This is a genomic window from Tyzzerella sp. An114 (genome assembly GCF_002161055.1).
GTDB classification, from domain to species: Bacteria; Bacillota; Clostridia; order Lachnospirales; family Anaerotignaceae; genus Fimicola; species Fimicola cottocaccae.
The window spans coordinates 46,334-66,927 of record NZ_NFLT01000008.1 but is presented as its reverse complement, the minus strand read 5'-3'; the positions used below and the strand labels follow the sequence as shown (position 1 = coordinate 66,927).

The 20,594-nt window shown below is 39.7% G+C and carries 27 protein-coding genes and 1 pseudogene; 17 read left to right on the top strand and 11 right to left on the bottom strand.

All coding sequences use genetic code 11. The annotated features are described in order from the left end of the window. Positions 1 to 192: 192 nt before the first annotated feature. The 10 genes from B5E58_RS09045 to B5E58_RS13360 all read right to left on the bottom strand — a co-directional run bounded on the left by B5E58_RS09045 (position 193) and on the right by B5E58_RS13360 (position 4,497). Positions 193 to 756 (bottom strand): site-specific integrase, encoded by a 564-nt coding sequence (locus B5E58_RS09045; protein ID WP_330395631.1) that lies wholly within the window; start codon positions 754 to 756, stop codon positions 193 to 195. 185 nt (positions 757 to 941) lie between these two features. Beyond that, positions 942 to 1,343, bottom strand: a complete 402-nt coding sequence (locus B5E58_RS09040) for a hypothetical protein (protein WP_088109347.1) — start codon at positions 1,341 to 1,343, stop codon at positions 942 to 944. A 26-nt stretch (positions 1,344 to 1,369) separates the two neighbouring features. Beyond that, positions 1,370 to 1,720 (bottom strand): hypothetical protein, encoded by a 351-nt coding sequence (locus B5E58_RS09035; RefSeq protein WP_088109346.1) that lies wholly within the window; start codon positions 1,718 to 1,720, stop codon positions 1,370 to 1,372. After that, a complete protein-coding gene (locus B5E58_RS13460; RefSeq protein WP_158097717.1) occupies positions 1,717 to 1,962 on the bottom strand; it encodes a hypothetical protein in 246 nt (81 codons plus the stop codon). The genes B5E58_RS09035 and B5E58_RS13460 overlap by 4 nt, the downstream gene beginning before the upstream one ends. Before the next feature lie 3 nt (positions 1,963 to 1,965). After that, complete coding sequence (locus B5E58_RS13455; RefSeq protein WP_158097716.1) at positions 1,966 to 2,118, bottom strand: hypothetical protein; 153 nt, start codon at positions 2,116 to 2,118, stop codon at positions 1,966 to 1,968. Positions 2,119 to 2,131: 13 nt separating this feature from the next. Further along, positions 2,132 to 2,932 carry an ATP-binding protein gene (locus tag B5E58_RS09025; protein ID WP_088109344.1) on the bottom strand — a complete coding sequence of 267 codons (801 nt, stop codon included), beginning with the start codon at positions 2,930 to 2,932 and terminating at the stop codon, positions 2,132 to 2,134. After that, positions 2,859 to 3,560, bottom strand: coding sequence for a helix-turn-helix domain-containing protein (locus B5E58_RS09020; protein ID WP_088109343.1), 702 nt, complete (start codon positions 3,558 to 3,560; stop codon positions 2,859 to 2,861). Before B5E58_RS09020 ends, B5E58_RS09025 begins: the two co-directional genes overlap by 74 nt. A 29-nt stretch (positions 3,561 to 3,589) precedes the next feature. Next, the gene (locus B5E58_RS09015; RefSeq protein ID WP_088109342.1) at positions 3,590 to 3,919 is read right to left on the bottom strand and encodes a hypothetical protein; all 330 of its coding nucleotides are present in this window, start codon (positions 3,917 to 3,919) and stop codon (positions 3,590 to 3,592) included. A 20-nt stretch (positions 3,920 to 3,939) separates the two neighbouring features. Continuing rightward, positions 3,940 to 4,116, bottom strand: a complete 177-nt coding sequence (locus tag B5E58_RS09010) for a DNA-binding protein (RefSeq protein WP_334293190.1) — start codon at positions 4,114 to 4,116, stop codon at positions 3,940 to 3,942. Between the two features lie 240 nt (positions 4,117 to 4,356). Continuing rightward, complete coding sequence (locus tag B5E58_RS13360; protein ID WP_143597249.1) at positions 4,357 to 4,497, bottom strand: ribbon-helix-helix protein, CopG family; 141 nt, start codon at positions 4,495 to 4,497, stop codon at positions 4,357 to 4,359. Positions 4,498 to 4,648: 151 nt separating this feature from the next. Here B5E58_RS13360 and B5E58_RS13705 point away from each other — a divergent pair, with 151 nt between their 5' ends. The 15 genes and pseudogenes from B5E58_RS13705 (at position 4,649) to mobQ (ending at position 17,807) form a co-directional block, all read left to right on the top strand. Continuing rightward, a complete protein-coding gene (locus B5E58_RS13705; RefSeq protein WP_088109341.1) occupies positions 4,649 to 4,957 on the top strand; it encodes a hypothetical protein in 309 nt (102 codons plus the stop codon). A gap of 48 nt (positions 4,958 to 5,005) precedes the next feature. Continuing rightward, the gene (locus B5E58_RS09000; protein ID WP_088109340.1) at positions 5,006 to 5,662 is read left to right on the top strand and encodes a copper amine oxidase N-terminal domain-containing protein; all 657 of its coding nucleotides are present in this window, start codon (positions 5,006 to 5,008) and stop codon (positions 5,660 to 5,662) included. 48 nt (positions 5,663 to 5,710) lie between these two features. Further along, a complete protein-coding gene (locus B5E58_RS08995; protein ID WP_088109339.1) occupies positions 5,711 to 6,253 on the top strand; it encodes a hypothetical protein in 543 nt (180 codons plus the stop codon). 53 nt (positions 6,254 to 6,306) lie between these two features. After that, positions 6,307 to 7,380 carry a site-specific integrase gene (locus B5E58_RS08990; RefSeq protein WP_088109338.1) on the top strand — a complete coding sequence of 358 codons (1,074 nt, stop codon included), beginning with the start codon at positions 6,307 to 6,309 and terminating at the stop codon, positions 7,378 to 7,380. 273 nt (positions 7,381 to 7,653) lie between these two features. Next, the gene (locus tag B5E58_RS08985; protein WP_088109337.1) at positions 7,654 to 8,475 is read left to right on the top strand and encodes a ParA family protein; all 822 of its coding nucleotides are present in this window, start codon (positions 7,654 to 7,656) and stop codon (positions 8,473 to 8,475) included. After that, positions 8,432 to 9,367: a ParB/RepB/Spo0J family partition protein gene (locus tag B5E58_RS08980; RefSeq protein ID WP_088109336.1), complete on the top strand. Its 936-nt coding sequence runs from the start codon at positions 8,432 to 8,434 to the stop codon at positions 9,365 to 9,367. The genes B5E58_RS08985 and B5E58_RS08980 overlap by 44 nt, the downstream gene beginning before the upstream one ends. Positions 9,368 to 9,390: 23 nt before the next feature. After that, positions 9,391 to 10,362 carry a DUF6017 domain-containing protein gene (locus B5E58_RS08975; RefSeq protein WP_088109335.1) on the top strand — a complete coding sequence of 324 codons (972 nt, stop codon included), beginning with the start codon at positions 9,391 to 9,393 and terminating at the stop codon, positions 10,360 to 10,362. A 62-nt stretch (positions 10,363 to 10,424) separates the two neighbouring features. Next, entirely contained in the window at positions 10,425 to 10,895 is a 471-nt protein-coding gene (locus tag B5E58_RS08970) for a PcfB family protein (protein WP_088109334.1), read from the top strand. Then, positions 10,892 to 11,422, top strand: a pseudogene (locus B5E58_RS08965) (type IV secretory system conjugative DNA transfer family protein); the annotation flags it as partial. The gene B5E58_RS08970 and the pseudogene B5E58_RS08965, both read left to right, overlap by 4 nt. A gap of 49 nt (positions 11,423 to 11,471) precedes the next feature. Next, positions 11,472 to 13,832 (top strand): recombinase family protein, encoded by a 2,361-nt coding sequence (locus B5E58_RS08960; protein ID WP_088109332.1) that lies wholly within the window; start codon positions 11,472 to 11,474, stop codon positions 13,830 to 13,832. Further along, positions 13,829 to 14,155, top strand: a complete 327-nt coding sequence (locus B5E58_RS08955; RefSeq protein ID WP_088109331.1) for a TnpV protein — start codon at positions 13,829 to 13,831, stop codon at positions 14,153 to 14,155. Before B5E58_RS08960 ends, B5E58_RS08955 begins: the two co-directional genes overlap by 4 nt. Positions 14,156 to 14,326: 171 nt before the next feature. After that, entirely contained in the window at positions 14,327 to 14,623 is a 297-nt protein-coding gene (locus B5E58_RS08950; RefSeq protein WP_002592868.1) for a hypothetical protein, read from the top strand. A 185-nt stretch (positions 14,624 to 14,808) separates the two neighbouring features. Next, complete coding sequence (locus tag B5E58_RS08945; protein ID WP_002584969.1) at positions 14,809 to 15,642, top strand: methyltransferase domain-containing protein; 834 nt, start codon at positions 14,809 to 14,811, stop codon at positions 15,640 to 15,642. 131 nt (positions 15,643 to 15,773) lie between these two features. After that, positions 15,774 to 16,070: a DUF3847 domain-containing protein gene (locus B5E58_RS08940; protein WP_002592867.1), complete on the top strand. Its 297-nt coding sequence runs from the start codon at positions 15,774 to 15,776 to the stop codon at positions 16,068 to 16,070. 237 nt (positions 16,071 to 16,307) lie between these two features. Further along, the gene (gene mobQ / locus B5E58_RS08935) at positions 16,308 to 17,807 is read left to right on the top strand and encodes a MobQ family relaxase (protein ID WP_443080062.1); all 1,500 of its coding nucleotides are present in this window, start codon (positions 16,308 to 16,310) and stop codon (positions 17,805 to 17,807) included. A gap of 65 nt (positions 17,808 to 17,872) precedes the next feature. Here mobQ and B5E58_RS08930 read toward each other — a convergent pair whose 3' ends face one another. Beyond that, entirely contained in the window at positions 17,873 to 18,331 is a 459-nt protein-coding gene (locus B5E58_RS08930) for a hypothetical protein (protein WP_088109329.1), read from the bottom strand. Between the two features lie 79 nt (positions 18,332 to 18,410). Here B5E58_RS08930 and B5E58_RS08925 point away from each other — a divergent pair, with 79 nt between their 5' ends. Then, a complete protein-coding gene (locus B5E58_RS08925; protein WP_088109328.1) occupies positions 18,411 to 20,270 on the top strand; it encodes an AAA family ATPase in 1,860 nt (619 codons plus the stop codon). Positions 20,271 to 20,392: 122 nt separating this feature from the next. Then, on the top strand, positions 20,393 to 20,584 hold the full coding sequence (locus B5E58_RS08920) for a transposon-encoded TnpW family protein (protein ID WP_087385489.1): 192 nt from the start codon (positions 20,393 to 20,395) through the stop codon (positions 20,582 to 20,584). Positions 20,585 to 20,594 lie beyond the last annotated feature (10 nt).

The window sequence follows — 20,594 nt, the reverse complement described above, 5'->3', positions numbered from 1 at the left end:
AATCAACAAAACATACTTCTTAAATAAAACTTTGTATAATACTGTATATTTGCCTTTATATTGTCTTTTTAACTTTTACATAATACAGATAGTGTCAATTTCATATATAAGCCTTAAAGCCTTTATTTTAGCCTTTTTTAAAAACATTAATTTTTGAATTTCACCTCTACTCAATATGTAAATGTTATTTTTTTAATATTTGAATTTTTTCATAGCCTTATCCTTTTCAGCCTGTTCAATTCCTATATAAATAAGGGTTTCTCTAGGTGTTGAGTGATTAAATATTTTTTGTAGTGTGGCAATATCTCCTGTATTTTTGTAGTAGTGATAGCCAAAAGTTTTCCTCATTGAATGGCAAGCAATATTATCTTCTTCAAATTCAATAGCAACTTCTTTTAATATTTGAAAAGCTCTCTGTCTTGTAATAGGCTTTTTTCGTCCTTCCTTTGTAACTCTTGAAGGTATAATATAATCATCTGGCATCATATTTTTGCAGTACCATTTCAATTCTTTTTTAAGCTCATCACAGATTATAAGTTTTTGAGTTTTACCTGTTTTTCCTTCTTTTAATATAAAATGGCTTTTACCTGTAACATCTTTAGCTTTTAACTTAAGTATGTCAGATACTCTAAGACCGCTATAAATACCCAGCATAAAAAGAATGAAGTTTCTTTCATTTGTAAGTTTTAAAAACTTGCATATCTCCCTTACTTTTTCCCTTGATTTTATAGGGCTTACACTGTTTATTTCTATCACCTACCTTTAAATTTAAAAGGGAGGTTTTCACCTCCCAAGTTGAAAAAAATAATTAAGGAGTTTTTATGGCAATTAATACCATTGAATGAGAACTGGCTTTGTTCCTCACTCAAGAAGGAATATATCATACCTAAAACGAACAAAACGAACAACTTTTATTTTTTTTGCAAAATAAAAAAAGCCCTTTAACAGGACTTTTTAATATTATTTTTATGAAAAAATCTTTTTGCAGTCATTCTTATACTATCCCTTGTATTATATCCCCCCATTTTTCTTGCTGTTCTCTCCCAGCTCATACCGTCTACATATTTATATCTTATTATTTGTCTTATAAAACTGTCAGGAATTGCACTTATATAATTTTCAATCTCAACTGTTTTTTTAATAAGTTTCTGTTCTAGGTCTGTAAGCCTGTCTATATATTCCGCTCTTAAGACTTGCTTTTCAATATATGTATTTGTATCAGCTGATATAATACCGTCATTTCTCATTTTATTTACTTCATTTTTAAGGTGAAAAATCCTTTTTTTAATATCTTCTGTTTCCTTTTTAAGATTTACATACTGTCTTAGTGTTTTCTCGTCCATTTAATACCTCTTTATTTTATTAAAAATTAAATTTGTAAAATTTCATCAATTTTCTTATTATATTTACTCCATTCTTTTTCTTTCTTTTGTAATTTTTTGTTTAAATCCTTCAATTCTCTTTCTAGTTTAACACCTTTATTTAAAACGTCTTTAGGTATATCAATTATAGAAATATTATCGTAAGGCTTTAAAAACTCTATATATGCAGAAAGAGTTTCCGAATATCTTGCAAATAATTCTTTATGTTCCTTCGAATTTTTTTGAATTCGATAAAACAATATATCCTTTTCAAATCCTTTTAGTTTAGAAGCTAATTTCCATTCATGAAGTTCAATCCAATATATTAGTTCTTCTTTTGTTGCTTCTTCCAATTTCATTTTTTCTCCCCTTCTAGTATTTTTAAGTATTCATATAGTGCATATATTATAGTTAAATCTAATGTAGATATTTGTTGTGGCTCGTGCTCTTTTCGATAATTATATTTATATATTTCAGCTTTTAACGCAAATCCTATTTTCATAGGTTCTAGACAACTCGGTTTTTTATTATCAGGTTCAGGAATTTTAATTATCATACTATTATCTATCAATCTATCTTCTTTAAAATCATAATTAGTCATAAGCTACTTAAAGGCTTTTAAATATTCTTTTTTTGTAATAATTTTATAAAAAAAGTTATTAAAAATAGTTTTTTCTATAGCTTCTATTTTCTCGGCAACACTTACTTTTCTAGAATTTATATTACAGAAAATTTCTAAAGCTTCTAAATCTTTCATTTTTTGCTACCTCCTACACAAAATCAAGTCTATAATTCTTTTCTTTTTCATTTTTGATATTTATAATATTTTCTCGGCTCATCTCTGCAATTCTTCCACCAACAGCCACATCAATATTAAATATTTCTGAAATATTTTTCTCTGTTGAAATTATTGTCATTTTATTGTTTATGTATCTGAAATTTAATATTTCCATAGCAATTCTAACATCAGCACTTGAAGGAATTTCGTTTCTATCAGTCTTAAACAAGTCATCAATATATAAAACTTCAATACTTTTAAGAGTTTCTCTCAAGTTTTCACCTTCTTCATCAAACTTTTTCAGTTTATACACATCATCAAGCCAAAGCATATATTTGACATTATGACCTGTTTTTATAAGCTCTCTACATATGCCAGTACAGATATGAGTTTTTCCTGCTCCGCTCTGTCCTGCTATAAAGAACCAACCTCTTTTATTTTCTAAAAACTCATAGGCTGATTTTTTAATTTTGCCTTGCCACTCACTGGATACCTTATAATTATCAAGTGAATATTTTTTAAGTATAGCTGAAAGACCGCTTTTGTTTGCTTTATTCATATTATTTCTTAAAGGCATACAGGAACAATCAACATATCTAACAGCACCGTCAATTATTTCAGCTGTCCAACCTCTATTATTGCATTTTGTACAGTTATAGCCGTCATTTAATAAATTCTTAACTCTGCTGTTTGTTCTGTCACACTCAGCTTGCAACAGCTTAGTAAGTCTGTCCGATGTATCCATATTCTTGTTCATTTCCTTGATTTGTTTCATTTTCTCCTGTATATCCATAGTTTGAAACCTCCTTCTTTAGTGGAAAAATACCTGTCCAACCATTAACCATAGACTGTTCAAGTATCTTAATTCTATTTTCAACAGATACAGGTTCAAGTTTTTCAAGTTTACTTACAATCAATTTTAAACCGTGTTCAGTTAAAGGCTTTTTAAGTGCTTTTCTATGGTCTGTAAAATCAACAAGGGCTTGTTCAAAAGGCGAAAGTTCTTTTTCTTTTTTATTATTTTTCTTTTTAATATTGTTTTGTTTAAGCTCGTCTTGTTTATTAATAGTCCCTTTCTGTGGTTCTGTCTGTGTCCCTATTTGTGTTCCCTTTTGTGGTTCTGTTTGTGTTTCTTTAAGAACCACAAAAGAATTCATTTTATATATAGCAGACTTATTTCCTGTTCTACTTATAAAGTCTATAAGACCTGCTTGTTTTAAATTATTTCTGGCATTAATTATGGCTTTCTTTTGTAAACCTGTCTTAATTTCAAGCACCGCAATAGCTACTGTAAAATTATCCTGCCACCCTGTTTTATTTGCTATGTGCATTAATGCGTGCCACAAAACAATACCAGCAGTAGACAGTTGATTTACTTCCAGCCAATCGTAAAATGCTTTAATTTCCAAGATATAATTCAATGCCCTATACCTCCTGCAATATTAAATTTTTAAATAAAAACTGCAATATAAAATAAAACAATTAATACAACTGTAAATATACAAAAAATGTATCTTAAAGCCTTATACATTTTTAAACTTGTCTCTGAAACTTCATCTAAAAAGTTATTAGAGTCCTTAGCTTTTTCTAATGCTTCATCACTTACTTTCTGTGTATCAAAACATAATTTTTCTAGTTTCAAAAATTTAGTGTGATACTCCTCATTTGTCTTAATAACCACTTTTTCAAGAATTTTATTTCTCACTTTTAAAATATTACATTCCTTTTTAAGCTGTCTTATCTTTTTGTTTTTTCCGTTTGTTCTTGCTCTGTAACCCATTTTTAATTCCTCCATAATAATTAATCTAAGTAAAATCTTTCATTAAAATATTTTCTTGGAACTCGTCCTGCAACTGTAATAAAGCCTTTTTTCTTTAATTCATCATTTAATTGACGTATTATAGCATAGGCTTTACCGTCTGAAATATGTAATATTTCCATAACTTCTTTCACTTGTATGTACTTATCACTAATCATAAAAATTTCACTCCAAACTAAAAAAATCTTTTAAAAACTCAATTTATAATGTATAATATATTTATGTTTGATTTTGTTTTTGCTCCTTTTGGGAACTGCAATTCCCTTAGGGGCTTTTTATTTTCTTCTTTTTCTCTCCCTTCTTTTTTTACTTTCAATATTCTGTTCCATTGTCAACATACCTAAAAAGAACATTGAAACAAAAGAAATAATTAAATCCATTGACATATTAACCACTCCTTATTCAACATTATTTTTTTGTTCCCATTGCCATAATATTTGTAAAACAAGAGAATTTCTTGACATTCCTCTTTTTTGTGCAATATCCTTTAATATTTTTTGCAAATCTTCAGGTACCCTTATTGTCATAATATTAGCCATTTTTTCACCCCCCTCACCATATTTCTAAGTGACATCACTTTTAAAAAAATATATCATACATTCAAAGTGATGTCAACTAGCAATATTGTTTTATCTTCAAAAATATGTAATAATGAAATCATTAAGAAACCATTTTGAAGGAGTGACATATATGGCAACAGATAAAAGAGCTTTTACAATGCGTATGCAACCAAAAAACTTTGAAAAAATAAAATTTATATCAGAACACAATAAACGCTCAATAGCAATGCAAATTGAATATCTTATTGAAAAATGCATTTTGGAATACGAAAAAGAAAATGGAGAAATATTAAATATTCCTAACAATCAAAATATTAAAGAAAATAAAATTGATGATACAATAGAAAAAGAAATTGAAGCCTATCGTCTTGAACTGGAGGCTGAAAGAAAGGTAAAAACATCATCAGTATCAGAAGATACAAAAAGAAAAAACGCTTAAAGAAAAAACATTTAATAAAAAAATAATTTTCAAAGGAGTGTATATACCATGAAATTAAAATTAATTACAACAACATTACTTTTATCAGCAACAATGGCTGTAAATGCTTTTGCTGGAATTAGTCTCAACATTGACAATGTACCTCTTGTAACAGATGTACCGCCTGTAATTGTTGACGGAAGAACTCTTGTACCTGTAAGAGCAATATTTGAAAAATTGGGAGCTGTGGTAAACTGGGAGCCTACAACTCAAACTGTAACAGCTACATCAGGAGAAAAAACAATAACATTAAAATTAAATGATACATCAGCTTATGTGAATAACGAACTTAAAACTCTTGATGTGCCTGCACAGATAGTTGAAGGAAGAACAATGGTTCCTGCTCGTTTTGTAGCTGAAAGCCTTGATTGTCAAGTTTTATGGGAGCCTACAACTCAGACTGTAAATGTAAATACAGTTCCACAGCCTGTTGAAAATACACCTGTTGAAACTGTACCTGAACAGCCACAAACTACACCTGAACAGCCACAGACTGAGACAGTCAAAAAAACTGGTGTTTATGTAGGTAGTCTTGAGTCTGATAAATATCATCGTCCAACTTGCCGTTGGGTAAAGAAAATAACACAATCAAATCTTATAGGATTTGACTCAAAATCAGAAGCTGCAAGCAAAGGCTATTCACCTTGTGGAACTTGTAAACCTTGATTTTTAAAATCTTGGCATATATAAAATTAATAAAGGAGTGTATATACTATGAAAAAAAGATTATTAATTGTACCTTTTGTTTTAGCTTTATCGTTAACAGCTTGTAACTCATCAGATAGTAATACTACACAAAATACTTCTGATACACAGCAACAAACTGAAACTGTACAAAATGAGACCACAGAAAACGAAGCTACACAATCCGAAAATCAGGAAGTAGAACAAGAAGAAACTGTTCCTGAGCCTAATACAAGTGAAATGGTTGATTATATATACTATCAAGCAAAAGATGAAATTGAAACAAATGGTCTTTCTGAAGAAAAAAGAGATGAAGCCGTAAAATTCTTAGTAGACAACTATCCTAATTATTTTGTTGATAATGAAACAATGGAAAAAACTATGTATTATGGCTGTTATCTTGATATAGGTTGTAGAGATGACGAACTTCCTTATAGTGATTTAGGTACTGATGCATATCAAGTTATAAAATATGTATATCGTGGTGCAGAAAAAATTGAAGATAACGCTACTCAAGAAAATCTTAAACAAATAAAAGAAAGTCTTGAAGAACTTGGTTTTTCAATATCATAATTAATTGTAATTCCCCCTATTAATTAGGGGGAATTTAAAAGGGAAGTGATTTAATGCCTGCATATAAAGATAAAAACCGTGGGACATGGTTCTGTAAATTTTATTATACAGATTGGACAGGTAAAAGAAAACAGAAGAAAAAAGAAGGTTTTAAGACTCAAAGAGAAGCTAAAGAATTTGAAATGGAATTTATAAAAAAGTCTAACGCTGATTGTTCAATGTTATTTAGTAGTCTTATCGAACTTTATTTCAAAGATTGTGAAAGCAGACTTAAACCAACTACACTAGAAAATAAAAAATATATTATAAACTTAAAAATACTACCATATTTTAAAGATATGCCATTAAATAAAATAGATACAACCACCGTCAGGAACTGGCAAAATGAATTAATATTACATAAAGATGATAACGGTAAATCCTACTCACAAACCTATTTAAAGACTATAAATAATCAATTATCCGCTATATTTAATTTTGCTCGTAAATATTACAAATTATCAGAAAATCCCGTTGTTATATGTGGAAGTATAGGAAAAAATAACGCAGACAGTATGCAGTTTTGGACACTTGAAGAATTTAAGCAGTTTATTTCTGCTGTTGAAGATAAACAACTCTCAAAAGTAATTTTTGAGCTTTTATTTTGGACTGGTATGCGTTCAGGTGAATTATTAGCTCTTACATTGAATGACTTTGACCTTAAAGAAAAAACCGTAAGTATAAGTAAAAATTATTCAAGACATAATGGTCAAGATTTAATACTTACACCAAAAACACCAAAAAGTAAAAGAATAATAACTATACCTAACTTTATATGTGATATGATTGAAGAATATTTAAAAACTTTATATGATTATAAACCAAGTGAAAGGTTATTTCCTGTAACAAAATATTATCTTAACCATGAAATGAACAGGGGCTGTAAGAAATCAGGTGTAAAACACATCAGAGTACATGACTTAAGACATTCACACGCAAGTTTATTAATAGAACAAGGTTTCTCACCGTTAATAATATCTGAACGACTAGGACATGAAAAAATACAAACTACACTACAAACATATTCTCATTTATACCCAAACAAACATAATGTTGTAGCTAACAGATTAGATGAATTAAACAAATAGTACGCTTTTAGTACGCTTAACAAAAATAAAACCGCTAAAAACCTTTATTTTAAAGGCTTTAGCGGTTTTAATCATTTTATTCGAACTCGCTGTGGTAATATTTACCATTAAATAAAACAGCTGTTTACTCTATAAAAAAGATAACATTTGTATTAAGGTTATTATTTTAATTTAGCCATAGATTATCCAATATACTAATCCATACATCTGACAGTAGAAGTTTGCTAAAAGCAGACTTCTTTTTTATTTGAAAATTCGAAAGGAGAATATAAATTGAATGCTAAAATAATAGCTGTTACTAATCAAAAAGGCGGCGTAGGTAAAACAACAACATGTGCAAATCTCGGTATAGGTCTTGCACTTTCAGGCAAAAAAATTTTGCTCATTGATGATGACCCACAAGGAAGTTTATCAATAAGTCTTGGATATTCATATCCAGATAAATTAACAACTACCCTTTCAACCATAATGAGCAAAATTATTACAGATATTAAATTTCAATCCAATGAAGGCATACTTAATCATCACGAAAATATTAGTTTGCTTCCAGCTAACATAGAACTTTCAGGAATGGAAGTATCTCTTGTAAATATAATGAGTCGTGAAACAATTCTAAAACAATATATTGATAAAGTTAGAAATCAATATGATTTTATAATTATTGATTGTATGCCTTCTCTTGGAATGTTAACAATAAATGCCCTTGCCGCAGCAGATAGTGTAATAATCCCAGTACAAACACAATATCTTCCGGCAAAGGGACTTGAACAACTTTTGCAAACAATATCAAAAGTTAGAAGACAGATAAATCCAAAATTAAAAATTGATGGTGTACTTCTTACAATGGTTGATAATAGAACAAATTTTGCAAAAGATATATGTTCACTTATAAGACAGACTTACGGAAATAATATAAATATATTTAAAACCGAAATACCATATTCCATAAGAGCTGCTGAAATAAGTGCCGAGGGTAAAAGTATTTTTTCTCACGACCCTAAAGGTAAAGTGGCATTAGCTTACAAAAATCTTACAAAGGAGGTGTTAGAAATTGAAAAGCTCTGCAAAAAACATAAGTCTGACATCATTAGATGATTTATTTTCTACAGAAGAAAGTAGAATAGATAATAATCGTGAAAAAGTTTGTGAAATACCATTAACAGAACTATTTCCCTTTAAAGACCACCCTTTTAAAGTCATAGATAATCAAGAAATGTTTGATACTGCTGAAAGTATAAAAGAATATGGTGTTCTTGTTCCGGCAATAGTTCGACCTCGAATAGAAGGTGGATATGAGCTTATAGCAGGTCACAGAAGAAAAAGAGCTTGTGAAATTGCAGGGCTTGAAACAATGCCTGTTATTATCCGTAATCTTGATGATGCTGCTGCAACAATAATTATGGTTGATAGTAATCTGCAAAGAGATTCCATACTTCCAAGTGAACGTGCTTTTGCTTTTAAAATGAAATTAGAAGCAATAAAAAGACAAGGTTCACGAACCGATTTAACTTCTGTCCAAGTTGGACAGAAGTTAAATGCAAAAAGTGCAAGAGAAACGGTTGCTAAAGAAGCTGGAGCAAGTGCTGTTCAAGTACAGCGATTTATTCGTCTAACGGAACTCATACCCGCCCTTCTTGAAATGGTAGACCAAAAAAAGATAGCTTTCAACCCTGCCGTTGAACTTTCATATTTAAAGAAAGAAGAACAGGAAAATTTGATTGAAATAATAGAAATGGAACAGTCAACACCTTCTCTTTCTCAGGCTCAACGTCTCAAAAAACTTAGTGCTGAAGGTAAATGTTCCTTTGAAGGAATATATGCAATTATGAGTGAAGAAAAAAAGGCAGCTTTAAATAAAGTAACTCTGACAGGTGAAAAAATTCAAAAATATTTTCCTAAAAACTACACACCACAGCAAATGGAAGCAACTATTATTAAACTTCTTGAGAGTTGGCATAAAAAAAGAACACATCAACAAGAACGATAAAATTTTGAAAGGATTTGATAAATATGGCTGTTTTCAGAGTTGAAAAGACTAAAGATTACACAGTTATGGCAAATCACCATTTAAGAAATACAAAACTATCTTTAAAAGCAAAGGGATTATTGTCTTTAATGTTATCTTTACCAGAAGATTGGGACTATACAACAAAAGGACTTTCTATGATATGTAAAGACGGAGTTGACAGCATAAACGCAACAATTAAAGAACTTGAAAAAAATGGATATATTGTGCGTAAAAGACTTAGAAATGAAAAAGGTCAACTCTCTTCAACAGAATATACTATATTTGAAAGACCACAAAATATTGATAATTCAGATAATAAAAATGATGATGATAAACATAAAAGGGATTATCCTGAATTGGATAAACCTATGCTGGAAAAACCTGTACTGGAAAAACCTATATTGGAAAATCCAATCTTGGATAAACCTATACAGGATTACCCTAAACAGGAAAAACCTATTTTGGAAAATCCCGCACAATTAAATACTTATATATCAAATACTAATTTATTAAATACTGATTTATCAATTACTAATCAATCAAATCCTAATCAATCAAGTATAGATAAATCAGAAACTGAAACTAAAGATATGATAGGATATGATGATATTGGATTTAAAAATATACAAGAGATTAGAAATACTATTTTAAATAACATTGAATATGATTTTCTAAAAAAACGATATAACAACGAACGTTTAGATGAAATTGTTGATTTAATGGTTGAAACATTATGTTCTTCAAAAGCTGTAATGAGTATTGCTGGAAATAAACACCCTTCTCAGCTTGTAAAAGATAAATTTTTGAAAATAAATAGTTCTCATATAGACTATGTTTTTGAGTCTCTTTCAAAAACAACATCATATATCAGAAATATTAAAAGCTATTTATTAACAGTATTATTCAATGCACCTTCAACAATGGGTAATTATTATAGTGCTCTTGTTAATCATGATTTACATAATACATTATAAAAATTAAAATTTAACACGCTTTTTTTAAAGCGTGTTTTTTAATAAAAAGGAGGTAGTCAATAGTGCAGGAAGATATAGAAAATAGGTCAATAGCCCTTGCAATAAAATCAACTAAACTTACTACACAAATTTTAAAAATTGCTATTTTAAAATATCTCCAATCAAGAAAAGAGAAACATTCTAAAATTCCTCATGGTAAACAAAGCATTAAAAAACTTGCAAGACAAAATCAAGGAATGAGCAATATTCAAGTAAACGATAAAAATATTAAATCCTTTGAACGTATTGCAAAAAAATATGGTGTTGACTTTGCAATAAAAAAAGATAAATCAACTCTTCCACCTAGATATCTTGTTTTTTTCAAAGGTAAAGATGCAGATGCTATAAATTCAGCTTTTACAGAGTTTACAGCAAAAAATTTTAATAAAAGTCAAAAACCATCTGTTATTTCACAGTTAAGAAAATTTATACAGCTTGTAAGAAATTCCTCACATAATGTTGTCAAAAATAAAAACAAGGAACAAAGTCTATGAACACTAAAATTAAAAAAATTATAATATTAAATTTACCTTGTTTTGTATTTGGACTTATGTCAACAAAAGTATATAAGGCTTGGAGACTTTCTGAAGGCTATGAAATATCTGATAAGTTTTTAAATTTTTCAGATAGTTTTTCAAAAGCATTTCAAAGTCCCCTTCCCAGCTTTAATATAAAAGATTTAATGTTTGGTATTTCAATAGCTGTTATACTACGTTTTGTAATATATGTTAAAAGCAAAAATTCAAAAAAATATCGTAAAGGAATTGAATATGGTTCAGCTCGATGGGGAAAATCAACAGATATAGAACCTTTTATAGACCCTGTTTTTCAAAATAATATAATACTTACACAGACCGAAAGACTTATGATGTCTAACCGCCCAAAAAATCCAAAATATGCAAGAAATAAAAATGTTATTATTGTCGGTGGTTCAGGTAGCGGAAAAACAAGATTTTGGCTAAAACCTAATCTTATGCAGTGTCATTCAAGTTATGTTGTCACTGACCCGAATGGTAATTTACAATAAGGATAAAGGGAGTGCGCACCCTCAAGAAAGGAGGTTACACCCCATGAAGAAACAGCCGGACAAGGGAAAAATCACAGCCCTGTACGAGCGTCTTTCCCATGACGATGAACGAGCCGGGGAAAGCGTTTCGATAGAAAACCAAAAGCGCATTTTGGAGGACTACGCCCAAAAGAACGGCTTTACGAATATCCGGCACTTCACCGATGACGGAGTGCGGGGAACTACTTTCAAGCGTCCGGGGCTGGACGCTATGCTGGAAGAAATCCGGGCGGGAAATGTGGCTACGGTCATTATCAAAGACCAAAGCAGGATTGGCCGTGATGTTGTCGAAGTGGGGCTTTTGAAGCGCACCTTTGACGAGTACCATGTACGCTTTATTGCGGCAAATGACAACCTTGATACCGCCAACGGCTTTGATATAATGTCAATTTTCCGAGATGTGATAAACGAGTGGTATGTTGCCGACACCAGCCGGAAAATCAAGAGCGTGTTCAAGTCGAGAATGGAAAAGGGCTTGCGCTGCTCCGGCAGCGTCAGCTATGGCTACCTTGCGTCCAAGGAGAACAAGGGCGAATGGGTAATCGACGAGGAAGCCGCAGCCGTTGTGCGCCGTATCTTCCACAGCGTTGTTGCCGGGGAGAGTATCGCCAGCATAGCAAGGGCACTCCGCGCCGAGAAAATCCCTATCCCGTCCGAGCATTGGAAGCGGATAGGCGCACCCGTCCGGTCGGCGAAGTACACAGACCCCTACGCATGGTCAACAACAACTATCAGCTATATCCTCAAACGCCCGGAGTACACAGGGCGCAAGGTTTTAGGGAAAACCGTCTGCGAGAACTACAAGACCAAAAGCACCCGCAAGACCGCGCCGGAGGAACAGTATATTTTTGACGGGGAAATCCCCGCCATTGTGGACGAGGAAACATGGAACACCGTCCAGCGGCTTATGGGAACAAAACGCCGCGCCCCCAAGCGGCAGAACACCACAAACCGCTTGACCGGGCTTCTCTACTGCGCCGACTGCGGCGCGAAGCTGACCCACCGCAGCAGCCTTGTGCAAGGCAAGTATCTGGACGACGCTTTTGTGTGTTCCAGCTACCGCCAGCTTACCCGCGACTGCACCATGCACTATATCCCCACCGCGAAAATGGAAGCCGCCATTCTTGCCGCAATCCAGCGCGTGAGCTGGTATGTACGGCACAATGAAGCGGAGTTTATCGAGCGTGTGCGGAAAGCCACCGACCAGCACCAAGAAAATGCCGTCAAGGAGTACCGGCAGAAAGTGAGCAAGGCGCAGCGGCGGTATAAGGAGCTGGACGGGCTTGTAAAAAAGCTGTACGAGGGAAACGCCACAGGCAAGATACCCGATAAGCACTTTACCCGTCTGCTTGCCGAATATGACGAGGAACAGACCGGGCTGGAAGCCGCTATCGCACAATGGCAGGAAGCAATCGAGAGCTGGAACGCCGACAGGCTGAAAACAGATAAGTTTATCGAGCTTGTGAGCCGCTACACCGACTTTTCCGAATTGACAACGCCCATGCTCAACGAGTTTATCGAGAAAGTGGTTGTCCATGAGGGCGAGGGGCGCGGGAACAGCCGCCGCCAGCGGATAGATATTTACCTCAACTTCATCGGCGCGTTTGAAGTCCCCGCCCATATCGTTACCCCAATGGAAGCCGAGGAACAACGCCGCCAGCAGGAGGAACAGGCGGCAAAGGAAGCCCGTTCACAGGAGCTTGCCAAAGCGCGGGAGGAAAAGCGCAAGGCAGAGAAGCGGGAGTTTACCGCGAGGAAGAAAGCGGGCTTGCTGACCCCGGAGGAACAGGCGGCAGACGAAGCGCGGTTAGCCCATAACCGGGCATGGCAAAAGGAATGGCGGAAGAAACGGAAAGCCGCCGAGCCGCCCAAGTCCCCAAAGCCGAAATCCTTAAAGGAGCTTGCCGCGCTGCAAAAGGCCGGAGCCGACCTCACGCCGGAGGAAGCAGAACGCCTTGCCGCTTACCGCGAGAGGAAAAACCGCCAGCACAAGGCATGGTATGAACGGCAGAAAGCAGCGCAGCCGCCCAAGCCCCGGACGCTCAAAGAGCTTGCCGCCGCGCAAGTCGCGGGACAGCCCCTCACGCCGGAGGAAGCGGAACGCCTTGAAGCCAGCCGGAGCCGGAAGAAGAACGCCTACCAAGAACTGAAAGCCCAAGCGGAAACCGACCCCGCCGCAGCCGCCGAGCTTGCAAGGCGGCGGGCTTACCACTCGGAAGCCACCAAGAAATCCCGCCAGAAGATGTACGAGGAAGCCGCAGCCGGAAACCCCGCAGCCCAAGCCCGGTATGAGAACTTCCTTGCTGCAAGGCGGGAGAACTACCACAGGAAGAAGCACGACGAGAAAGGAGAACAAATCGCATGAGAAGATTGATTGATAACGGGAACCGCCCCATTACCCCAAAGCCCCATATCGGCCACTACGGGCGGCTGCGGAAAGCCTATCTGGAACAATACCGCCACCGCCTTTATACCGCCCTTGTAGCCAGCGAGAAGTTATATCCCCACCTTGCGGAAACAGACCGGGCGGTGCGGGATATGCTGGACTACCTCATGCCCCGCCTTGCCAGAGAAGCGGGAGCCACCGAAACCCTTAAAGCCGCCGACCCGATGAAATGGGTAGGATTGATGAACAACTGCAAGGCGAGAGCCGAGGAAATCATCAGGCATGAGCTAATCTATGTCTGACGGTCAAGAGCCGGAAAAATCGGAAATCTTGCGATAACAGCCGCCCCGACGAACCATTCCCCGTCCGGGCGGTTTTTATCGTCAAAAACGCTGTTTTCTCCAAGTCAAGAGCCGGAGAAAACACCCGAAAAATGCCCCTATTGCGTAACAGGGGCGCAGAAAGGAGCTTGCATGAGAACAGGGCTTACCAAGCAGGAAAAGACCACCGATATTTGGTTTGACGAGAAAGACCCCCTTATCCATATCCGCACCCACAACACCGCCTTGAAAAAGCGTCTGCTTGCATACAGCCGCCGTTATCCGGCGATCTGCCAGCAGACTGACGCAGACCCGGAAACGGGCTGCATGGAGTTTGACATTGAGAAAGGCCGCTTCTCTTTCCGTCTGACCGCCCCATACAGCGAGGAACGGCGGGAAGCGGCGCGGCGGTATGCCAGAGAGAGCAACGTCGCCGACAGGCTGAAATAGAGTTGAAATGTTCATAGTTTTGTGCTATACTTTTTCTAAAAGCAGAGTAATACTGCGGAATTGATTGGAGGACAACACAATGGTTACATTTATGAGATTAAGATAAAACCGCGAGTTATGTTGCGGTTATCCGTATTGCATAACTCGCTTATTGAAGCAGAGATGTAATTACGGAGGAAAAACAAATGAATAATAATTTATCACGCTTTGCAGACAGCAAGGTTTATTTTCAATGCCCAATTTGCACAAAATCAATGGATATACAAGGCAATAGCCTAATTTGTAGACATGGACATTGCTTTGATATTTCAAGATATGGGTATGTAAATTTGTTGTTAAAATCATCGCCCAAAACCAACTACAGCAAGCGGTCTTTTGACAACCGGCACCAAATTTTGGAGTATGGCATGTATGATGTTGTGTTGGAGAAAATCATACAGTTTATTTCTGATACGCCATCTATAAGAAACATTTTAGATGTTGGTTGCGGCGAGGGTTTCTATGCAAGGCAGATACAGCAAAGAACAGAACGAAACATCTTTGCCTTTGACTTGTCAAGGGAGGCAATACAGATTGCATCAAAAAAAGACAAGCGCAAAGCAGTGAAGTGGTTTGTTACTGACTTATCAAAAATCCCTTTGAAAGACGGAAGTATGGATTGTATTTTAGACATATTTTCGCCTGCACACTACAAAGAATTTCAGCGATTGCTATCTCCTAACGGATATGTTGTGAAAGTAATTCCTACGAAAAATCATTTGAGGGAAATCAGGACTAAAGTGCAAGCACACTTGAAAAATCCAGATTATTCAAATGAGTCTGTCGTTGAATATTTTGAGAAATATCTTAAAACCATTTCAAGAGAAACGGTTTCAGCCACCGTACAGTTGTCATCAGAACAAAGAATGTCGTTTATTGAAATGACGCCGCTTCTCTTTTGCGTTGAAAAAGATTGCGTTGATTGGCGTACTCTCACACATTTGACAATCGAAGCTGATGTTTTAATAGGAATGTATTAAAGGGCGTATTGATATTTAATATTCCCATTTATTGAGCAGAACGGAGTAAACCAAACACCCTAATCAAAAGGACAGCCGAGGAAATCGACTGTCCTTTTTCTATGCCGACAGGTAGAAAGGAGTGACCACCCATGACGAAACCGAGAGAAAAAAAACGCGAGGAATTGCAAGCCGAGATTGAGGACGGGAAGAAGAAAATCCGGCAGCTTGAAAATCGGGAAAAGGTGTTGCGGCAAAAGTTATCCCAAGAGGAACGCCGGACGCGCAGCCACCGGCTGGTCGTCCGAGGCGCAGTCTTTGAGAGCATTGTGCCGGAAGCCAAGACCATGACCGATGAGGAAGCCGCCGCCTTTCTCCGGCTTGCCCTGACGAGCGAGGAAGCGCGGGCTTATCTGAAAAAACGCACCGAGGGCGGGAAAAGCGAATAATCCCTTTCACTTATACACCCTTGCGGGCGTGTGCGCTCTGCCGAGGGCTTATCTCTCCACACAGCACCTTGCTATGTTCCGAGATTGGCGGCTTTGCCGCAGACAGGGGAAGCTACACTTCCCCTGCGACAGCTTGCGCTGTCTACCCCTTTGTGTACTTGTCGGAAGCAAACACCTTGCGTTGCAAGCTGTTCACTTCCGACAAGTCTGAATGACGCTCTAACGGAGGTGATACCCATAGCCATTTACCATTGTAATATCAGCATAATCAGCCGGGGCAAGGGCAAGTCAGCCGTTGCCGCAGCCGCCTACCGAAGCGGCGAGAAAATCACAAACGAGTGGGACGGAGAAACCCACGACTTCACAAGAAAGCGCGGCGTAGTCCATACGGAAATCCTGCTGCCGCCCCATGCCCCGCCCTCTTTCTCTGACCGCGCTGCCCTCTGGAACAGCGTGGAGCTTTACGAGAAAGCCGGGAACGCCCAGCTTGCAAGGGAGATTGACGCGGCACTCCCCATAGAATTATCACGAGAGGAACAGATACGGCTTGTCCGGGAATACTGTTCCTCTCAATTTGTTTCCAGAGGAATGTGCGTTGACTTTGCTATCCATGACACCGACAGCGGCAACCCCCATTGTCATATCATGCTTACCATGCGCCCCCTTGACGAGCGCGGCGCATGGGCGGCAAAATCCAAAAAGGAATATGACCTTGACGAAAACGGCGAGCGCATACGACTTCCAAGCGGCAGATACAAGACTCACAAGATAGACCTTACGGGCTGGAACGACAAGGGCAACGCCCTTTTATGGCGCAAGGCGTGGGCGGATATTTCAAACGCCTATCTGGAACGCGCCGGAAATGCGGAGCGTATCGACCACCGCAGCAACGCCGAGCGCGGCATTGATGAAATCCCCACCGTCCACATGGGCGTGGCGGCTTGCCAAATGGAGAAGAAAGGCATTGTGACCGAGAAAGGCGAGCTTAACCGGAATATCCAGAAAGCAAACCGCCTTATCCGGGAAATCCGGGCGCAGATCGGCAAGCTCAAAGAATGGCTTGCCGGACTGCTTACCGCGAGGGAAACCGCGCCGGAGCAGCCCCCGCAATCCCCCGGCCTTGCAAATCTGCTGATGAAGTATTTGAGCGTTCAGAGAGAAAAGAGCCGGAAGTATTCGCAGAGTTGGCAACGGCAGCACGCAGCCGACGAACTGAAAACCGTAGCGGCGGCGGTCAACTACCTTTCCGAGCATGGTATCTCTACCCTTGACGAGCTGGACGCAGCCCTTTCCTCTGTCAGCGAACAGGCCGACGCTATCCGGGCGGGAATGAAAACCGCCGAGCAACGCATGAAAGAGCTGCAAAAGCTCATTGAGTACGGCAGGAATTATCAGACCTACAAGCCCGTACAGGACGAGTACCGGCAAATCCGCTGGAAAGGAAAACAGGAGAAGTTTGCGGAAGCCCGCCGCGCCGAGCTTACCCTTTGGAACGCGGCAAACCGCTATCTCCATGCCCATTTGCCGGAGGGCGTGAAAACCCTGCCGATCTCCGCATGGGAGAAAGAATATGCTGCCCTTAAAGCACAGAGGGAAACGGAATACGCCAAGCTGAAAGGCACCCGCAGCGACCTTTCCGAGCTTCAAAATATCCGCAGGTGCGTGGATATTGCGCTCCGCGCCGACCAGCCGGAACAGACGCGGACCCGCACCAAGCGGCACGAACAGGAGCGATAAAGAGAAGGACGGGCAAGCTATCCGGCTTGTCCGTCCTATGTACCGCCTGACAAATAGGGAGTTCATTATCGTTTTATTTCCAAGCAATAGAATGACGGCCTATTCGGATACATTTTATCGGGAGTATTCCAAATCTCTGCATCATCAATTTCCTTGATATGTTTTGTAGTAAGTTCATCAATGGAAACTGTTTGCTTATGAATTACAGGTCTGTCCTCAAATTCATAGTAGTCCATTAACCATACATGCCAGAGTTCTATTGAAGTCGTATTCTGCAAGGCATTTTTTATATATTCAATAATTTGCTTTGCCCGACCCTCTGTAAAGTAGTTCCATTCCAGACAAACCCCATTTTTCTTGTCAGAATAGTTCTGAACATCTTGAAAGGAATGCAGAAAATAGTTATCATCTGCACCACCGTCATACATTGTGCCATTATCAAGATTTATTTCAAATGGATAGTCCTGAACGGGCGAAACTTCCGTCAAGAGAAAATCCGAAGCAATAAATGTGCATACGCTCATAGAATTTCTTCACCAACTTTCGATTTATTGTTATTGTACTTCAAAACCATGAATACTTCAACCACCGGAGGTATCAATCATGTATTACACCCAAGAACAGATAGACCGGGCGAACCAAGCCGACCTTGTTTTGTTCCTGCAATCGCAGGGAGAACCGCTGGAACGCGCCGGACAGGAATACCGCTGGAAACGGCACGACAGCCTGACCGTCCGGGGCAACAAGTGGTATCGCCACAGTCAGAGCAAGGGCGGCGGCCCCGTTGATTTTGTTATGGAGTTTTTCGGAAAGAGCTTTACCGAAGCCGTGGAACTTCTCACGGGAGAAAAGGGAGCCGCACTGCCGCAGGACTCCCCGCAATTCCGATTGCCGCCCCGCAGCCCCGACAACCGAACAGCGAGGAACTACCTCACAGCCGCCCGCCGCATTGATAAAGATGTGGCGGGCTTTTTCTTTGCCAGCGGCGATATTTACGAGGACGCAGCCTACCACAACGCCGTATTCGTGGGGCGGGACGAGGACAGAATACCGCGCTACGCCCACAGCAAGGGAACGGCGGGAAACTTCCGGCTTGATGTGAAAGGCAGCGACAAAGCCTTTAACTTCTGCTACCGGGGCGAGGGCGAAAGATTGTTTGTCTTTGAAGCCCCCGTTGACCTGCTCTCTTTCCTCTGCCTGTTCAAAAAGGAATGGCAGAAGCAAAGCTATCTGTCATTGGGCGGCGTGGGAGAAAAAGCCCTGCTCCGCTTTCTCTCTGACCGTCCGAACATCAAGACCGTTTTTCTCTGCCTTGACAGCGACGAAGCCGGAAACGACGCTTGCAGCCGCCTTGTGAAGCTCATGCCGGAGGGCTATACCGTCCACCGGCTTATCCCTCTTTTCAAGGATTGGAACGAGGTATTGCAGCACCGGGCAGAAATCACAGACGGGAAGTATTTGCGAGAAGCGGTCTACGGCTTGAAAGAGCCGCCGCAGGAAGAAACCGTTGAGATTATCCGCATGAGCGAGGTGGACACGCAGACCGTCGAATGGTTATGGGAGCCGTATATCCCCTTTGGGAAAGTAACCATTGTGCAGGGCAACCCCGGCGAGGGCAAGACCACCTTTGCCCTACGCCTTGCCGCCGCTTGTACCAACCGCAAGCCGTTCCCCCACATGGCAGTGCATGAGCCGTTCAATGTGATTTACCAGACTGCCGAGGACGGTTTGGGCGACACCATCAAGCCCCGCCTTATGGAAGCCGAAGCAGACCTTGACCGCGTTCTCGTGATTGACGAGAGCAAACAGGGGCTTTCCCTTTCCGATGAGCGCATAGAGAGAGCTATCCGGCAGACCGGGGCGCGGCTGATTATCCTTGACCCCATACAGGCGTATATGGGCGAGAAAACCGACATGAACAGGGCAAACGAAGTGCGCCCCATGTTCCGCCGCCTTGCCGATGTTGCCGAGCGTACCGGGTGCGCCGTTATCCTTATCGGGCACTTGAACAAAGCCGCCGGAGGGCAGAGCGCATACCGGGGCTTAGGTTCTATTGACTTCCGCGCCGCAGCAAGGAGCGTCCTGCTGATCGGGCGCGTGAAGCGGGAGCCAAATGTGCGCGTTATCGTCCATGACAAATCTTCCCTTGCGCCGGAGGGCAAGCCCGTTGCCTTTTGCCTTGACCCGGAAACAGGCTTTTCATGGATAGGCGAATACGACATAACCGCCGACGAGCTGCTATCCGGCGCGGGCGGGAACACCGCCACCAAGACCGAGCAAGCCGAGAAACTGATACTTGACTTACTCGCAGACGGGAAAGAACTTGCCAGCGAGGACATTGATAAGGCCGCAGCCGAAGCCGGGATTTCTGCCCGTACCGTCCGGGCGGCAAAGAAAAACCTTGACGGGCGCATTACCTCAAAGCGTATCGGCGCGGCATGGTATCACGCCCTCAAAAAATGAAGTGGCAAAATCCAAGTGGCAAAACCCAGATACCTTGCCACTTTGCCACTTCGCCACTTCAACCCTCAACCACCGCCCCATGTGCTGCCGCATGGGGCTTTTCTCATAGAAAGGAGCAGCCTATGAACAATGAAACCAGCAAGACCAGCGCCCCCGCAGCCGCTTCCCCTCTGACCGCCAAACCCGACCTTGTGAAGAACATCGGCGGCACGACCTTTGACATTCATATCCATTTCAGCGAAACCAGCCGGGAAACCTTTACGGACAAGGTTGTGCGCCTTATCAAGAACGACAGCGGCGATGAAACCGCTTAAAAGCAAGATA

Coding starts and splice junctions, on each gene's coding strand:
- B5E58_RS09040 (WP_088109347.1), bottom strand. CDS start 1,343: ATGGACGAGAAAACACTAAGACAGTATGTAAATCTTAAAAAGGAAACA.
- B5E58_RS09035 (WP_088109346.1), bottom strand. CDS start 1,720: ATGAAATTGGAAGAAGCAACAAAAGAAGAACTAATATATTGGATTGAA.
- B5E58_RS13460 (WP_158097717.1), bottom strand. CDS start 1,962: ATGACTAATTATGATTTTAAAGAAGATAGATTGATAGATAATAGTATG.
- B5E58_RS13455 (WP_158097716.1), bottom strand. CDS start 2,118: ATGAAAGATTTAGAAGCTTTAGAAATTTTCTGTAATATAAATTCTAGA.
- B5E58_RS09025 (WP_088109344.1), bottom strand. CDS start 2,932: ATGGATATACAGGAGAAAATGAAACAAATCAAGGAAATGAACAAGAAT.
- B5E58_RS09015 (WP_088109342.1), bottom strand. CDS start 3,919: ATGGGTTACAGAGCAAGAACAAACGGAAAAAACAAAAAGATAAGACAG.
- B5E58_RS09010 (WP_334293190.1), bottom strand. CDS start 4,116: ATGATTAGTGATAAGTACATACAAGTGAAAGAAGTTATGGAAATATTA.
- B5E58_RS13360 (WP_143597249.1), bottom strand. CDS start 4,497: ATGGCTAATATTATGACAATAAGGGTACCTGAAGATTTGCAAAAAATA.
- B5E58_RS13705 (WP_088109341.1), top strand. CDS start 4,649: ATGGCAACAGATAAAAGAGCTTTTACAATGCGTATGCAACCAAAAAAC.
- B5E58_RS09000 (WP_088109340.1), top strand. CDS start 5,006: ATGAAATTAAAATTAATTACAACAACATTACTTTTATCAGCAACAATG.
- B5E58_RS08995 (WP_088109339.1), top strand. CDS start 5,711: ATGAAAAAAAGATTATTAATTGTACCTTTTGTTTTAGCTTTATCGTTA.
- B5E58_RS08990 (WP_088109338.1), top strand. CDS start 6,307: ATGCCTGCATATAAAGATAAAAACCGTGGGACATGGTTCTGTAAATTT.
- B5E58_RS08975 (WP_088109335.1), top strand. CDS start 9,391: ATGGCTGTTTTCAGAGTTGAAAAGACTAAAGATTACACAGTTATGGCA.
- B5E58_RS08960 (WP_088109332.1), top strand. CDS start 11,472: ATGAAGAAACAGCCGGACAAGGGAAAAATCACAGCCCTGTACGAGCGT.
- B5E58_RS08955 (WP_088109331.1), top strand. CDS start 13,829: ATGAGAAGATTGATTGATAACGGGAACCGCCCCATTACCCCAAAGCCC.
- B5E58_RS08950 (WP_002592868.1), top strand. CDS start 14,327: ATGAGAACAGGGCTTACCAAGCAGGAAAAGACCACCGATATTTGGTTT.
- B5E58_RS08945 (WP_002584969.1), top strand. CDS start 14,809: ATGAATAATAATTTATCACGCTTTGCAGACAGCAAGGTTTATTTTCAA.
- B5E58_RS08940 (WP_002592867.1), top strand. CDS start 15,774: ATGACGAAACCGAGAGAAAAAAAACGCGAGGAATTGCAAGCCGAGATT.
- B5E58_RS08930 (WP_088109329.1), bottom strand. CDS start 18,331: ATGAGCGTATGCACATTTATTGCTTCGGATTTTCTCTTGACGGAAGTT.
- B5E58_RS08925 (WP_088109328.1), top strand. CDS start 18,411: ATGTATTACACCCAAGAACAGATAGACCGGGCGAACCAAGCCGACCTT.
- B5E58_RS08920 (WP_087385489.1), top strand. CDS start 20,393: ATGAACAATGAAACCAGCAAGACCAGCGCCCCCGCAGCCGCTTCCCCT.